General features: G+C 70.7%; 15 protein-coding genes. 14 read left to right on the forward strand and 1 reads right to left on the reverse strand.

All coding sequences use genetic code 11. The features are described 5' to 3' along the window. Nucleotides 1-52 precede the first annotated feature (52 nt). From L880_RS0118490 to L880_RS32855, 14 genes are all read left to right on the forward strand, one after another. Nucleotides 53-1,918: a TonB-dependent receptor domain-containing protein gene (locus L880_RS0118490; RefSeq protein ID WP_027476930.1), complete on the forward strand. Its 1,866-nt coding sequence runs from the start codon at nucleotides 53-55 to the stop codon at nucleotides 1,916-1,918. Continuing rightward, entirely contained in the window at nucleotides 1,918-3,267 is a 1,350-nt protein-coding gene (locus L880_RS0118495; RefSeq protein WP_027476931.1) for a cobyrinic acid a,c-diamide synthase CobB, read from the forward strand. Before L880_RS0118490 ends, L880_RS0118495 begins: the two co-directional genes overlap by 1 nt. After that, complete coding sequence (locus L880_RS0118500; RefSeq protein WP_027476932.1) at nucleotides 3,264-3,827, forward strand: bifunctional adenosylcobinamide kinase/adenosylcobinamide-phosphate guanylyltransferase; 564 nt, start codon at nucleotides 3,264-3,266, stop codon at nucleotides 3,825-3,827. Before L880_RS0118495 ends, L880_RS0118500 begins: the two co-directional genes overlap by 4 nt. 49 nt (nucleotides 3,828-3,876) lie before the next feature. Next, the gene (locus L880_RS0118505; protein ID WP_051443418.1) at nucleotides 3,877-4,740 is read left to right on the forward strand and encodes an ABC transporter substrate-binding protein; all 864 of its coding nucleotides are present in this window, start codon (nucleotides 3,877-3,879) and stop codon (nucleotides 4,738-4,740) included. Next, entirely contained in the window at nucleotides 4,737-5,756 is a 1,020-nt protein-coding gene (locus tag L880_RS0118510; protein ID WP_027476934.1) for a FecCD family ABC transporter permease, read from the forward strand. The genes L880_RS0118505 and L880_RS0118510 overlap by 4 nt, the downstream gene beginning before the upstream one ends. Beyond that, nucleotides 5,753-6,559, forward strand: coding sequence for an ABC transporter ATP-binding protein (locus L880_RS0118515; protein ID WP_027476935.1), 807 nt, complete (start codon nucleotides 5,753-5,755; stop codon nucleotides 6,557-6,559). The genes L880_RS0118510 and L880_RS0118515 overlap by 4 nt, the downstream gene beginning before the upstream one ends. 10 nt (nucleotides 6,560-6,569) lie before the next feature. Then, the gene (gene cobO, locus L880_RS0118520) at nucleotides 6,570-7,139 is read left to right on the forward strand and encodes a cob(I)yrinic acid a,c-diamide adenosyltransferase (protein WP_027476936.1); all 570 of its coding nucleotides are present in this window, start codon (nucleotides 6,570-6,572) and stop codon (nucleotides 7,137-7,139) included. Nucleotides 7,140-7,141: 2 nt separating this feature from the next. Beyond that, on the forward strand, nucleotides 7,142-7,870 hold the full coding sequence (gene bluB, locus L880_RS0118525; protein ID WP_027476937.1) for a 5,6-dimethylbenzimidazole synthase: 729 nt from the start codon (nucleotides 7,142-7,144) through the stop codon (nucleotides 7,868-7,870). After that, nucleotides 7,857-8,849 (forward strand): adenosylcobinamide-phosphate synthase CbiB, encoded by a 993-nt coding sequence (gene cbiB, locus L880_RS32850; protein WP_245615234.1) that lies wholly within the window; start codon nucleotides 7,857-7,859, stop codon nucleotides 8,847-8,849. The genes bluB and cbiB overlap by 14 nt, the downstream gene beginning before the upstream one ends. Further along, nucleotides 8,846-9,844, forward strand: coding sequence for an aminotransferase class I/II-fold pyridoxal phosphate-dependent enzyme (locus tag L880_RS0118535; protein WP_027476938.1), 999 nt, complete (start codon nucleotides 8,846-8,848; stop codon nucleotides 9,842-9,844). The genes cbiB and L880_RS0118535 overlap by 4 nt, the downstream gene beginning before the upstream one ends. A 55-nt stretch (nucleotides 9,845-9,899) precedes the next feature. Then, a complete protein-coding gene (locus L880_RS0118540; RefSeq protein ID WP_027476939.1) occupies nucleotides 9,900-11,363 on the forward strand; it encodes a cobyric acid synthase in 1,464 nt (487 codons plus the stop codon). 252 nt (nucleotides 11,364-11,615) lie between these two features. After that, on the forward strand, nucleotides 11,616-12,992 hold the full coding sequence (locus tag L880_RS0118550; RefSeq protein ID WP_027476940.1) for a homoserine dehydrogenase: 1,377 nt from the start codon (nucleotides 11,616-11,618) through the stop codon (nucleotides 12,990-12,992). Nucleotides 12,993-13,078: 86 nt separating this feature from the next. Next, nucleotides 13,079-13,684 carry a hypothetical protein gene (locus L880_RS0118560; protein ID WP_027476941.1) on the forward strand — a complete coding sequence of 202 codons (606 nt, stop codon included), beginning with the start codon at nucleotides 13,079-13,081 and terminating at the stop codon, nucleotides 13,682-13,684. Nucleotides 13,685-13,750: 66 nt separating this feature from the next. Beyond that, nucleotides 13,751-14,446, forward strand: coding sequence for a phosphatase PAP2 family protein (locus L880_RS32855; RefSeq protein WP_084461431.1), 696 nt, complete (start codon nucleotides 13,751-13,753; stop codon nucleotides 14,444-14,446). A 104-nt stretch (nucleotides 14,447-14,550) separates the two neighbouring features. Here the strand turns inward: L880_RS32855 and L880_RS0118570 are convergent, their stop codons facing one another. Continuing rightward, complete coding sequence (locus L880_RS0118570) at nucleotides 14,551-14,844, reverse strand: DUF4148 domain-containing protein (protein ID WP_019573096.1); 294 nt, start codon at nucleotides 14,842-14,844, stop codon at nucleotides 14,551-14,553. Nucleotides 14,845-14,956 lie beyond the last annotated feature (112 nt).

Genomic DNA, 14,956 nt, shown 5'->3' on the forward strand with positions numbered 1-14,956 from the left:
TGCCGGCGGGGAAGCCGGCCCGGACCTATTTTGCTGACCTGCCTCCTGCCCCATGAAGAACCCATCCGTTCAATCGCCTGTCCGTGCGCGCGCCTGCCTGGCCCTGAGCCCTCTTGCCTTGGCCGCCGGCCTGTGTGTCCTGCAGACTGCTGCGCAGGCCGCCGAAGCGCCTGTCCTGGTGGCCGGCTTGAACCCGCTCAAGGAAACCGTGGTCACGGCCACGCGCACCGAGCAACCTCTGGCCGACCTGGTGGCCGACGTCACCCTGATCGACCGCGAGACCATCGAAAACAGCGGTGCCACCGGCCTGGCCGATGTGCTGGCCCGCGTGCCCGGCATTGAAATTTCCCGCAATGGCGGTCCGGGCACCACCACCAGCGTGTTCCTGCGCGGGGCCGAGACCCGTTTCACCGCCGTGTTCATCGATGGCATCCGGGTCGACTCCCAATCCACCGGCGGCGCCGCCTGGGAGGCCATTCCCCTGGGCCTGATCGACCGCATCGAGGTTTTGCGTGGCCCGGCGGGCGCGGTCTACGGCTCCGACGCCATCGGCGGCGTGGTGCAGATCTTCACCAAGAAGGGCGAGGGCGCCCCCAAGCCCTATGTCGGCGTGGGCATCGGCAGCCTGCGCAGCACCCATCTTGAGGCCGCCATCAGCGGTGCCGACGGGGCCATCGACTACGCCCTGGGCGTGCAGAACGAGACCAGCCTGGGCTTCAACGCCCGGCCCATCGCCTCGGCCAACCCCGACCGCGACGGCTACCGCAGCAACTCGGGCTATGCCCGTGTCGGCGCCCAGCTCAACCGCGACCAGCGGCTGGAAGCCACCTTGCTGGGCAGCAACATGAACTCGGGTTACGACGCCAATCTGAGCAAGGACGACCGCAACATGCACCGCCTGTATGCCGCCGGCCTGAACTGGTCGGCGCGCTGGAACGAGGGCTACAGCACCCGCGTCAGCATCACCGAATCGTCCGACCACTACACCACCCAGCCCAACCCCTACCAGACCAACACCCGCGTGCGCGGCTACCTGTTCCAGAACGAATGGAAGCGTGGCGCGGCCAACTGGACTGCGGCGCTCGAACGCCGTGAGGATCAGCTGCAGAACGCCCCCATCGACCGCAGCCGCTCGCAGGACGCTCTGGCCCTGGGCTACGGCCTGCGCTGGCAGCCCCACACCGTGCAGCTCAACCTGCGCCATGACCGCGACAGCGAATTCGGCAGCCACAACACCGGCAGTGCCGCCTACGGCTATGCGATCACCCCGGCCTGGCGCGCCACGGTGTCGGCCGGTACGGCCTTCCGTGCGCCCACGCTGTACCAGCGCTTCAGTGAGTACGGTCTGGCCTCGCTGCAGCCCGAGACCAGCCGCAACCTCGAGGCCGGCCTGCGCTACCAGCAGGGCAGCAGCCTGTACAGCGTGGTGGCCTTCCGCAACACGGTGGACAACCTGATCAACTTCGGCGGCGCCGGCGCTTGTTCCTCGCCCTTTGGCTGCTATGCCAACACCGGCCATGCGCGCTACGAAGGCCTGACTTTCACGGGTGAGCAGCGCGTCGACACCGTGCTGCTGCGCGGCTCGCTCGATGTGCAAGACCCCAAGGACCTGGTCACCGGCAAGCAACTGGCCCGCCGTGCGCGCCAGCACGGCACCTTCAGTGCCGAGACCCGCCTGGCCCGGTGGAACCTGGCCGCCGAGGCGCAATGGTCGGGCCGCCGCTTCGACAATGCCGCCAACACCGTGACGCTGGGCGGCTACACCCTGTTCAACCTGCGCGCCAGCACCGACATCGCCCCCGACTGGAAGCTGCTGGCCCGCCTGAACAACCTGGCCGACAAGTCCTACCAATTGGCCAACACCTACGCCACCCCCGGCCGCAGCGTGTACCTGGGCCTGATCTGGGCGCCGCGCTGATGAGCGCACCCATGGCTGCGCTGGCCCCCGTGGTGCTGGTGGCCGCGCCCGCGTCCGGCCAGGGCAAGACCACGGTCGCCTCGGCCCTGGCGCGGCTGCACAGCCGGGCCGGGCGGCGGGTGCGTGCCTTCAAGTGCGGGCCCGATTTTCTCGACCCCTGCTGGCTGGCCCTGGCCAGCGGCGGCCCCGTGCATTCGCTTGACCTGTGGATGAATGGCGAGGCCGACTGTGCGGCCCGCCTGCAACAGGCCGCCGCCGACAGCGATCTGGTGATCGTCGAAGGCGTGATGGGCCTGTTCGACGGCCAGCCCAGCGCTGGCGATCTGGCGCGCCGTTTTGGCCTGCCGGTGCTCGCGGTGATCGACGGCTCGGCCATGGCCGGCACCTTCGGCGCCCTGGCCCATGGCCTGCAGCATTACCAGCCGGGCCTGCCCTGGCTGGGCGTGCTGGCCAACCGCGTGGGCAGCGAGCGCCACGCCCACATGCTGCGCGATGGCCTGCGCGAGCCTGCCACCTGGTTGGGCGCGCTGCCACGCAGTGCCGACTGGGCTCTGCCTGAGCGGCACCTGGGCCTGGTGCAGGCGGCAGAACTGCCCGACGCCCTGGCCCGGCTGGACGCGGCGGCCGATGCCCTGGCCGCCACCCCCATCGGCCAGCGTGCGCTGGCTGACTGGCCGGCCTGGCAGCCCCCGGCCGACCTGCCCGCCGCCCCGCTGCCGGTGCCGCCCTTGTTGGCAGGCCGCCGCGTGGCCGTGGCCCGCGACGCTGCGTTCTGCTTCATCTACCCGGCCAACCTGGATTGCCTGCGTGCCCTGGGGGCCGAGGTGGTCTTCTTCTCGCCGCTGGCCGACGCCGCCTTGCCCGATTGCGATGCCTTGTGGTTGCCCGGCGGCTACCCCGAGCTGCACGGCCCGGCCCTGGCAGGCAACCACGCGATGCGCCAAAGCCTGCACGCCCATGTGGCCGCCGGCCGCCCCGTGTGGGCCGAGTGCGGCGGCATGATGGCCTTGTTCGACCGCCTGGTCACCCGCGAGGGCGAGCCGCACGCCGGCTTCGGCCTGCTGCCCGGCCAGGTGCTGATGCAAAAGCGGCTGGTGGCCCTGGGCCCGCAGCAATGGACCCCCACCCCGGGCGGCGCCAGCTTGCGCGGGCACACCTTTCACCATTCGCGCTGCGAGACCGCGCTGCAGCCCGTGGGCCGCAGCGTGCGCCCCGGCGTGTCGCCGCATGGCAGCGAAGGCGAGGCCGTGTATGGCCTGGGCCCGGTGCGGGCCAGTTACTTCCATGCCTGGTTTGCCTCTGCCCCCGAGGCGGTGGCGGCCTTGTTCCTGCCGGAGGCCCAGTCATGAACCATGCCTACCGTGAGCTGATCCTGGGCGGCCAGAAAAGTGGCAAGTCGGCGCGTGCCGAGCAGCAGGCCGCCCAGTGGCTGGCCCAGCCGCAGCGCCAGGCCATGCTGATCGCCACCGCCCAGCCCTGGGACCCCGAGATGGCCGCGCGCATCGAGCGTCACCAGCGCGACCGGGCCCAGCGTGTGCCGGGCCTGCAGACCGTCGAATCACCGCTGGACTGGCCCGCCGAATTGCGCCGCCTGAGCCGGCACGACACCCTGGTGGTGGTCGATTGCCTGACCCTGTGGCTGACCAACCTCCTCATGCCCATCGACCCGGCCGCTGCGGTGGGCGTCGATGGGCTGGCGCGGCGCATCAGCGACGCGGCCGAAGCCCTGACCCGGGCCTCGGGCCCGGTTCTGCTGGTCAGCAACGAGATCGGCCTGGGCGTCATCCCGATGGGGCGCGAGGTGCGCGCCTTTGTCGATGCGCTGGGGCAGCTCAACCAACGCCTGGCCCAGGCCTGCGACCGCGTCACCTTGATGGCCGCCGGCTTGCCGCTGACCTTGAAACCTTGAAGGCCCTCGCTTGAATCTCTTCGCTCCCTTTCGATCCTTGGCCCGCGGCATGCTGCCGTGCTTGGCTCTGGTGGCCAGTGCCAGCCTGTGGGCGGCCCCGCCCGCCATCGAACTGAAGGACGACCGGGGCGTCAGCGTGCAACTGGCCCAGCCGCCGCAGCGCATCATCAGCCTGCTGCCCTCGTTGACGGAGTCGATCTGCGCCATGGGCGGCTGTGCCCGCCTGGTGGGGGTGGACCGCTACTCCACCTGGCCCGTGTCCGTTCAGGCCCTGCCGCATCTGGGCGGGCTGGACGATGCCAACATCGAAGGCATCGTGGCGCTGCGGCCCGATGTGGTGCTGCTGGCCAAATCGGCCCGTGCCACGCCGCGGCTGGAGCAGCTGGGCCTCAAGGTGGTGGCCCTGGAGCCGCGCAGTTACGCCGACGTGCAGCGCGTGCTGGGCAAGATCGGCGTGGTGCTGCAGGTGCCCGAGGCCCAGGGCGCGGCGCGCATCTGGCGCCAGATCGATGCCGAGGTGTCGGCGGCGGCCCAGTCGCTGCCGGCGCGGGTGCGCAACGCCCGGGTGTATTACGAGGTGAATCGCGCACCCTATGCGGCCAGCGAATCGTCCTTCATCGGTGAGACCCTGAGCCGCCTCGGGGCGCGCAATGTGGTGCCCGCCTCGCTGGGCCCGTTTCCCAAGCTCAACCCCGAGTACGTGGTGCGCGCCAACCCCGATCTGATCATGATCGGTGACCGCAACTTCGAGGGCCTGGCGCAGCGCCCAGGTTGGGAGCGCATCCGCGCCGTGCGCGAAGACCGCGTCTGCCGCTTCAGTGCCGCCGAATCCGACGTGATGGTGCGCCCCGGCCCGCGCATGGGCGAGGCCGCCCGCCTGATGGCGCGCTGCCTGCAGGAGCGCGCACCATGAGCCCCCGCGCCTGGCCGCCGGCCGCCGTGCTCTTCGTGCTGGTGCTCTTGGTAGCCGGTCTGCTGGCGCTCAGCCTGGGCGTGGGCAGCACCGGCTTCGAGTTGGTGACCCGCTTGTTCGACGACCCGCTGGCGGGGCAGATCGTGCTCGACATCCGCCTGCCGCGCTCGCTGGGCGCCTTGGCCGCCGGGGCCTTGCTGGGCCTGGCCGGCGCCGTGGCCCAGGGCCTGTTCCGCAACCCGCTGGCCGACCCCTATTTGCTGGGCAGCGCCTCGGGCGCCTCGCTGGGCGTGGCCTTTGCCCTGGTGTGGCTGGGGCAGCGGCCTTTGAACCTGCTGCTGTCGTCCGACTGGCTGATGCGACTGGGCCTGACCGGGGCCGCCTTTGTCGGGGCCGTGGGCGCCGTGTTGCTCACCCTGGCATTGGCGCGCGGTGTGCAACAGACCCTGCGCCTGCTGCTGGCCGGCGTCATCGTGGGGGTGGTGCTGGGCGCCATCACTTCTTTGTTGCTGCTGCGCGTGCCCGAGATCATGCAGCCCATGCAGGCCTTCATGCTGGGCAACACCGGCTTTGTGGGCTGGACCTCGGCTTCGCTGATGGGGGCGGTGTGGTGTCTGTGCGCGCTGGTGGCGCTGGGCGCGGCGCGAGGGCTGGATGGCCTGTCGCTGGGCGAGGCCACGGCCCTCAGCCTGGGCCTGCCGCTGGGGGTGCTGCGCAGTGTGCTGGTGGCCGTGCTGGCGCTGGCCACCGGCACGGCGGTGGCGCAGACCGGCCTGATTGCCTTTGTCGGCCTGGCCGCACCGCACCTGGTGCGCGGCCTGGTCAAGACGGGCCACGCCTGGCAGCTGCTGCTGGCCAGCCTGACCGGGGGCTGCCTGTTGATGCTGGCCGACGTGCTGGCGCGCGGCCTCACGGCACCGCAGGAGCTGCCCGTGGGCGCCTTGACGGCCGTGCTGGGCGGCAGCTACCTGCTGTGGCTCATGCACCGCCGGGGCAGCCTGGGGGGCGGCGCATGAGCACCGTGCCACTGGCCCTGCAGGCCCGGGGCCTGAGCGCCCGCCTGGGCGAGCGCCCGGTGCTGCACGACATCGATCTGGGGCTGCGCCAGGGGGCATGGACCAGCATCGTGGGCCCCAACGGGGCCGGCAAGTCGACCCTGCTGCGCGCCTTGGCGGGCCTGCTGCCCTGCGGGGGCGAGATCACCCTGCTGCAACGCCCTCTGCGCCAGTGGCCCGCGCGTGAACGCGGCCGCACCGTGGCCTGGCTGGGGCAGGGCGAGCAGGCCGCGCACGATCTGCGGGTGCTGGACGTGGTGATGCTGGGCCGCCTGCCGCACCGCGGCTGGCTGGCCGCCCCCGGTGCCGTCGACCACGCCGCCGTCGAACAGGCGCTGCGCAGCACCCAGGCCTGGGACTGGCGCGAGCGCAGCCTGGGCCAGCTCTCGGGCGGTGAGCGCCAGCGCGTGCTGCTGGCCCGCGCCCTGGCCGTGCAGGCCCCGGTGCTGCTGATGGACGAGCCCCTGGCCAACCTCGATCCGCCGCACCAGTCCGACTGGCTGGACACCGTGCGCCAACTGGTGGGGCGAGGCCACACCGTGGTCAGCGTGCTGCACGAGCTGGGCATGGCCCTGCAGGCCGACGTACTGGTGGTGATGGCGCAAGGCCGCATCTGCCACCACGGCCCCACCGCCGCGCCGGCCACGCACCGTGCGCTGGAGCAGGTGTTTGACCAGCGCCTGCGCATCCACCCGGTGCAGGGGCAATGGGTGCCCTTGCCCGTGGCCCGTGCCGAAACCAAACCCCACCCCGAGCCTTCCTGAAAGCCACGCCATGCAGATCGAAACCCCACCCACCGAGAAGCCCTATGACAAAGCCGAGGGCGAACGCCGCGGCCTGATCATCGTCAACACCGGCGACGGCAAGGGCAAGAGCACGGCGGCCTTCGGCCTGGCGCTGCGCGCGCATGGCCGTGGCAAGGCCGTCAAGATCTACCAGTTCATGAAGGTGCCCACGGCCCGCTTTGGCGAGCACCGCATGTTCGAGCAACTGGGCATCCCGGTCGAAGGCCTGGGCGACGGTTTCAGTTGGAAGAGCAAGGACCTGGACCACTCCGCCCAACTGGCCCGCGACGGCTGGGCCCGCGCCCGCGCCGTGATCCTGGGCGGCGAGCACTTTCTGGTGGTGCTCGATGAGATCACCTACCCCCTGATCTATGGCTGGCTGCCCCTGGGCGAGGTGCTGACCACCCTGCGCGAGCGCCCGCGCCATGTGCACGTGGTGCTCACCGGGCGCCGCTGCCCCGAAGAGATCGTGACGATGGCCGACACCGTGACCGAGATGAAGCTGATCAAGCACGCCTTCCAGGCCGGCATCCCGGCCCAGCGTGGCATCGAGGACTGAACGTGGCTGGTGACACCTCACCTGGGTCGGGCACCGACACCTCCCCTGCGGCCCAGGCCTTTGCGCCCGCCGAGCGCGAGGCGGTGTACCGCGCCATCCACCAGCGGCGCGACATGCGGCACTTCAGCGGCGGGCAGGTGGCGCCTGAGCTGCTGCGCCGACTGCTGGAGGCCGCCCATCACGCGCCCAGCGTCGGCTTCATGCAGCCCTGGCGCTTCATCCGCATCAGCCGGCCCGACACCCGGGCGCGCTTGCATGCGCTGGTCGAGGCCGAGCGCGTGCAGACCGCCCAGGCCCTGGGTGTGCGGCAGGAAGAGTTCATGCGCCTCAAGGTGCAGGGCGTGCTCGACTGTGCCGAGCTGCTGGCCGTGGCGCTCAGCGATGGGCGCGAGCGCCACATCTTCGGGCGCCGCACCCTGCCGCAGATGGACCTGGCCTCGGCCAGCTGTGCCATCCAGAACCTGTGGCTGGCGGCCCGTGCCGAAGGGCTGGGCCTGGGCTGGGTCTCGATCTTCGATCCGCTGGCGGTGGCCCGCGTGCTGGGCCTGCCCGAGGGGGCCGAGGTGATCGCGCTGCTGTGCCTGGGCCCGGTCAGCGCCTTCTACGAGCAGCCCATGCTGCAGCAGGAGCGCTGGGCGCGCCGCGCGGCCTTGGGCGATCTGGTGTTTGACGAGCAATGGGGCCAGCCCAGCGCCTTGTTCGCCGAGGGGCCCGCCCTTGAGTCTGACTGAGCCCTGGGTGGGCCTGGCCCTGGCCGCCGCCGTGCCGCTGGCCCTGGGGGTGGACCGCCTGTGGGGCGAGCCGCCCTCGGCCGTGCACCCTGTCGTCTGGATGGGGCGCTACCTGGCCTGGACCGGGCATCGCCTGGCCCCCCGTGAAGGCGAGGGCACCGACCCGGAAGGCCGGCGTGATCTGCCGCGCCTGCTGGGTGGGGCCCTGCTGTGGTGTGGCGGTGCGGCCCTTTGTGCCGGGCTGGCCGTCGGGCTGCAGGCCTGGGCCGCTCAGCAGCCGGTCTGGCTGGCGGCCTTGGTGCTGGGCCTGGCCCTCAAGCCGCTGCTGGCCTGGCGCCTGCTGGGCGATGAGGTGCAGGCGGTGGAGGAGGCCCTGGCCGAATCGCTGCCCGCCGGTCGCGCCCGCCTGGCCTGGCTGGTGAGCCGCGATGTCAGCCAGCTGGGGCCGCACCAGGTGCGCGAAAGCGCCATCGAGTCGCTGGCCGAGAACCTCAACGATTCGGTGGTGGCCCCGCTGTTCTGGTTTGCCGTGGCCGGGCTGCCCGGGGCGGCGCTGTACCGCTTTGCCAACACCGCCGATGCCATGTGGGGCTACCCGGGCTGGCGCGGCGGCAGTGCCGGGCGCCACTACTGGGCCTGGGCCGGCAAGTGGGCCGCGCGGGCGGACGACGTGCTGTCCTGGGTGCCGGCACGGCTCACGGCGCTGCTGCTGGCGCTGCCCGCGCGCCTGCGCTGGCACCGCTTGCGCACCGAGGCGGGCAAGACCCCTTCACCCAACAGCGGCTGGCCCATGGCGGCCATGGCCTTGCGCCTGGGCGTGCGCCTGGGCAAGCCTGGGGCCTATGTGCTGAACCCGCAGGCGCCCAGCCCAGGCCCTGTGCACACCCAGCGCGCCCTGGCCTGGGCCGGCAGCGCCGTGGCCTGGGCGACCGCGCTCACGGCGGGCGCCGTGGCCCTGACTTCAGGGTGGCTTGCATGATGAGCTCCCCGCGCGTGCATGGCGGCCCCGATGCGCTGGGGGTGCCGCTGCATGACTTCTCCACCAACAGCAATGCCTGCGGCCCGTGTCCGGCCGCCTGGCAGCGGGTGCAATCGGCCGACGCCACCCATTACCCCGATGCGGGCTACCACGCGCTGCGCGAGCGCCTGGCCGCGCGCCACGGGGTGGCGCCAGAGCGGGTGGTGCTGGCCGGCAGCGCCAGTGAGTTCATCTTCCGCTTCACGGCCTGGGCCTGGCGCGAAGGGCTGCGCCACGCGCGCCTGCCCCGCCACGCCTATGGCGACTACGCCCAGGCGGCCCAGGCCTGGGGCCTGGCGTTGACGACCCACGACGACGCGGCAGGGCTCGATTTGGCCGCATCCGCGCCGCCCTTCCTGGCCTGGGCCTGTGAGCCTGCCAGCCCGCTGGGGGATGACCTGCCCGGCGATGCGGTGCTCCAGGGCGCCGCCCTGGCGGTGCTCGATCGCGCCTACGAGCCCCTGCGCCTGAGCGGCGCCAGCGGCCTCTCGGCCACCGGCCTGGCCCAGGTCTGGCAGCTGTACAGCCCCAACAAGGCCCTGGGTCTGACGGGCGTGCGCGGGGCTTACGCGCTGGCCCCGGTGGGGGCCGAGCCGGCAGTGGGTGCCTTGCAGGCCCTGTGCCCCTCGTGGCCGCTGGGGGCCCATGGGGTGGCCCTGCTGCAGGCCTGGTGCGAGCCGGCCGTGCACGATTGGCTGGCCGATGCCTTGCCGCGATTGCGCGCCTGGAAGGCCGAGCAGCAGGCGCTGTGTCACCATCTGGGCTGGCAGGTTCAGCCCAGCCAGGCCAACTTCTTTTGCGTGCAGCCCACGCCCGCGCACGCGGCCCGCCTGCCGGGCCTGCGCGAGCAGGGCATCAAGCTGCGTGACGCCACCTCCTTCGGTCTGCCGGGCTGGTGGCGCATGGGCGTGCTGCCGCCGGCCGCCCAGCAGGCGCTGGCCCAGGCCCTGTCTTGAAACCGGAACCGACATGACTCTTCAGAAAACCACCCCCGGCCCGGCACATTGCGTGATGGTGCTGGGCACCACCAGCGGCGCCGGCAAGAGCTGGCTCACCACCGCCCTGTGCCGCTGGTATGCGCGCCAGGGCTTCAAGGTGGCGCCTTTCAAGGCGCAGAACATGAGCAACAACGCCCGCGTGGTGGCCGGCCCGGGGGGGCAGCCCGGCGAGATCGGCAGTGCCCAGTACTTTCAGTCGCTGGCCGCCGGGGCCGAGCCCGAGGTGCGCATGAACCCCTTGCTGCTCAAGCCCGAGGCCGACACGCGCAGCCAGGTGGTGTTGCTGGGCCAGGTCGACACGGCCCTGACCGAGATGCCCTGGCGCGGTCGCAGCGAGAAGGTGTGGCCGGCCATCGCCCGAACCCTGGACGCGCTGCGCGCCGACCACGATGTGGTGGTGATCGAAGGCGCCGGCTCGCCGGCCGAGATCAACCTGCACGCCAGCGACATCGTCAACCTGCGCGTGGCCCGCCATGCCCAGGCCGAATGCCTGCTGGTGACCGACATCGACCGGGGCGGCGCCTTTGCCCACCTCTACGGCACCTGGGCCCTGCTGCCCGAAGACGAGCGCCCCTACATCCAGGGCTTTGTGTTGAACAAGTTCCGGGGCGACGCCAGCCTGTTGGCGCCCGGGCCCGAGATGCTGGAGCAGCTCACTGGCGTGCCCACCGTGGCCGTGGTGCCCATGAACTGGCAGCACGGCCTGCCCGAGGAGGACGGCGTGTTCGACGATCGCAGCGCGGGTGTCAGCGGCGCGGTGCACACCCGCATCGCGGTGGTGGCCTACCCGCGCATCAGCAACCTCGATGAATTCCAGCCGCTCAAGAACGTGCCCGGCGTGCGCCTGAACTGGGCCCGCAGCCCGGCCGATCTGGACGGTGCCGACTGGGTGATCCTGCCCGGCAGCAAGGCCACGGCGGCCGATCTGGCCTGGCTGCGCGCCCAAGGCCTGGACCAGGCCGTGGCCCGCCATGCCGAGCGGGGTGGCCGGGTGCTGGGCGTGTGCGGCGGTCTGCAGATGCTGGGCGAAGCCTTGATCGACACCCAGGGCATCGATGGCAACGCCCCTGGCCTGGGCCTGCTGCCCCTGGTGACCACCTTCGAGGTCGAGAAGACCGTGCGCCACACCCAGGCGCGCTTTGCCGAGGTGGCCGAGCCCTGGGCTGCCTTGTCACAGGTGGCCCTGCAGGGGTATGAGATCCACCATGGCCAGACCGCCCAGCACCCGGCCATGGCCGCGGCGGGTGATGTGGCACGCGAGCTGATCCCGGGCCTGGCCTGGCAGAGCGCCAATGGCCGCGTGCTGGGCCTGTACCTGCATGGCCTGTTCGAGGACGCCGCCGTGCTGCGGGCCCTGTTCGGTGCCGATGCGCCCACGCTGGAGCAGGTGTTCGAGCGCCTGGCCGATCAGGTCGAGCAATGCTTCGACCCGGCCTGGTTGCGGCGAAGCTGCGAGCGAGCGCGTGCAGGGCGCTGATTTTTCACGTTACACTGTGCCGCATGACCTTTGAACGCTTCCTCAACGCCTTTTGCCCCGCCATCGCGGTGCCTGCAGGCGTGTCCGTGATTGCACGGACCGGGGCATCGTGCATGGGCATGATGATGATCACCATTACCACCGCGGCCCCCTAGCAGCGTTGGGGTGGCCGTACCGGCTGCCCCTGGTGTGAGTCTCCGAACCAACCCAGCCCGGCAGCTGGGTTTTTTCATTTCTGGTCCGGAGAAACACATGTACCACGATCCCGAATCCCATTTTCCCGAGGGCGCCCTGGCGGCCGCCTCGCTGCCGGCCCTGCGCGTGGGCCTGATTGGCCTGGGTACGGTGGGCGCGGGCACCCTGCAGGTGCTGCAGCGCAACCGCCATGAAATCGCGCTGCGGGCCGGCCGGCCGATCCGCGTCACGGTGGCCACAGCGCGCAATCTGGAGCGTGCCGCCAGCCTGCTGGGCCCCACGGTGCGACTGGTGAGCGACGCCCAGGCCCTGATCAACGACCCTGAGGTGGATGTGGTGGTCGAGGCCGTGGGCGGCACCGAGCTGCCCCGCCAGTGGCTGCTGCAGGCCTTGGCCCTGGGCAAGCCGGTGGTCACCGCGAACAAGGCCTTGCTGGCCCAGCACGGCAGCGAGATCTTTGCCGCCGCCTCGGCCGCGGGCACCAGCGTGGCCTTCGAGGGTGCGGTGGCGGTCAGCATCCCCATCATCAAGGCCTTGCGCGAAGGCCTGGGCGCCAACCGCATCGAGTGGGTGGCCGGCATCATCAATGGCACCAGCAATTTCATCCTGAGCGCCATGCGCGAGCAGGGTCTGGGCTTCGACGCCGCGCTGGCCGAGGCCCAGCGCCTGGGCTACGCCGAGGCCGACCCGGCGTTCGACGTGGACGGCGTGGACGCCGCGCACAAGCTCACGCTGCTGTCGGCCATGGCCTTCGGCACCCCGGTGCAGTTCGACCGGGTGCATGTGGAGGGCATCCGCCACCTGCAGGCGCAGGATGTGCGCCTGGCCGAACGCCTGGGCTACCGCGTCAAGCTGCTGGGCATCACACGGCGCCGGCCCGAGGGGCTGGAGCTGCGCGTGCACCCGGCCCTGTTGCCGGCCGATCAGTTGCTGGCCCAGGTGAACGGCAGCATGAACGGCATCCTGGTCAAGGGAGATGCCTCGGGCGTCACGATGTACTACGGCGCCGGGGCGGGCTCCGAGCCCACGGCCTCCGCCGTGATCGCCGATCTGATCGACCTGGCGCGCCTGCACGGTGGCCGCCATGAGCACCGGGTGCCGCACCTGGCCTTCCAGCCCGCGGCCCTGCGCCCCTTGCCGGTGCTGCCCATGGCAGGGCTGCGCGGTGCCCACTACCTGCGCTGGAGCGCCGCTGACGAGGCCGGCCTGAGCCCGCTGATGGCCCGCCTGGCCGCAGCACTGGAAACCCACCGCATCCCGGTGCGCCGGCTGGAGCGGGTGCCCGGCGAGGCAGAACAGGCGCCGGCGCTGGTGGTGTTGACGGGGCCGGCCCTGGAGGGCGACGTCGTGGCGCTGCGGGCGGCCATGGCGCAGGAGCCGGGTGGGGCGGGTGCGCAGGACTCGGCCTGGTTGCGCATCGAATCGCTGGGCTGAACCCGCGTGGATGGAGGCCGGTGGCGTGCGGGCTGGCTACACTCAGCGGCTCCCCCCGTTCCAACCAACGCTGACTGCGCCCCCCGATGGATTTCTTTTTACTGGCCCTGCTCGCGGGCTTTGCCTTTCATATCGTCAAGACCCATGAGCAGCGCCGCCGCATCGGCGTGCTGGGCAGTGTGCTGGGTCAGTACCAGATCGAAAAGCTGATGGAGACCGTGACCGAGGGCTACCTGCGCGCCCTGGGGGAGAAAGACCTGGCGCGCCGCGACCAGATCTGGCAGCTGCTGGCCAGTGCCGAGAACAGCCTGAGCGACCAGTTCGGTCGCTTTGCCCAGGAGTTCTCACGGCTGGATGCCACGATCACGCGGGTGAGCCGCTTCCCGATCGCCTTGCCCTGGGTGGACCGGCTGCTGCCGGCCTTCACTTTCGATCTGCGCGAACTGTTCAAGATCCATGCGCGCGGCCTGGCCCAGGCCGCGCTGGCCCAGGGGGAGCTGTCGCAACGCGACCGGGCCTATCGCTTGTCGGCGGAGCTGTTCCTCATGCAGCACAGCTGTCACTGGTTCTGCAAGTCGAAGGCGGTGGCCTCGGCGCGGCTGCTGGCGCGTCACCAGACCTCGCATGCCCAGGTGTTGGCTGCGGTGTCGCCCGAAACCCAGCGTGCTTACCTGGCCTTGGTCGCGTCTTGATACGGTGTTTTTGCCATTCATCGCTACACTTGACTAGGTATTAACCATGAGAAACACCGAATCTCCATGATCGATTGGCTGCCATCGACCTCCCATGAATGGGAAATCATCACCCGGCTGGGGTCGGCGGGCCTCATGCTGCCGGTGTGGCTTCTGACCTGGGGCGGGGTGTGGTGGGCCCGTGAGCGTCTGGCTGCAGCGGTGTGGCTGCTGAGCCTGGGCGTGGCGGTGGCGCTGACGCTGGTCAGCAAGACCTTGTTCATCGGCTGGGGCATCGGCATTGCCGCCTGGGACTTCACGGGTTTCAGCGGCCACACCTTGCTTGCCACCTCGGTGTTGCCGATCCTGTTCAGTGTGTTGCTGGCCCCGCAGCAGCGGGCCTGGCGCTGGCTGACGGCCGCGGCGGGCCTGGCGCTGGCGGCCTTGGTGGGCGTGTCGCGGGTGGAATTGGGGGCCCACAGCGTGAGCGAGGTGGTGTCGGCCTGGCTTCTCGGCGCCATGGTCTGCCTGTGCACCTTGCAGACCCTGGGGCGCATGAAGCCTCTGCCGCGTCTGGCCGGGGTGTTTCCTTTGGCCCTGCTGTTGCTGGCGGGGCGTGGTGCCCCGCACCTGCCCACCCACGAGTGGGAGGTGCGCATTGCCCTCAAGCTGTCGGGCGCCGAGCGCCCCTACACCCGTGAACAATTGCAGCAGCAATCCGGTGTGTCGCGGGTAGGGGGCCTGTCCCCGTCCGACGCGGCGACCCGTCTGGCTGCCCGCTGACCTCTCTGCAGCCAGGCCCTAACAAAAAACCCGCTGAGCCAAAGGCTCAAGCGGGTTTTTTTGCGGCTGGAGGTTCACCCGGTCGGGTGAATCCGGCTCGTGGCTCAGTAGCTCAGTTCGCCGTGCGGCAGCATGCCGGCGCGGTTGGCCTGGGCAGCAGCCTGACGCACTTCAACGCGGGTCAGGGCCGACTTGACTTGGGGCAGCACCTTGGACTTGCTGTCCACATCAGCGGCGTGCTGGGCAGCCACCAGAGCTTCGGCGTTCACTTCGGCGCGGGTGCGTTGCGACACGGTGGCGGCGGTCTGGTTGTACTCGGCCAGGCCTTCAGCGAAGCTGGGAGCAGCAGCGAAAGCCGAAGCGGCGATCAGGGCGGAGGCGATGAGAGTGCGGTTCATGAGGGATTTCCTTTAGGTGTAATGCCGACTTGCTGAAATCACTAAATTGGGGCAGTGAGTCGATGGGGTGAACTTTATTCTCATTAGCTCATGAGCAAAATGGTGACATCAG

It is taken from the genome of Curvibacter gracilis ATCC BAA-807, from assembly GCF_000518645.1.
In the GTDB taxonomy this organism is placed as follows: Bacteria; Pseudomonadota; Gammaproteobacteria; order Burkholderiales; family Burkholderiaceae_C; genus Curvibacter; species Curvibacter gracilis.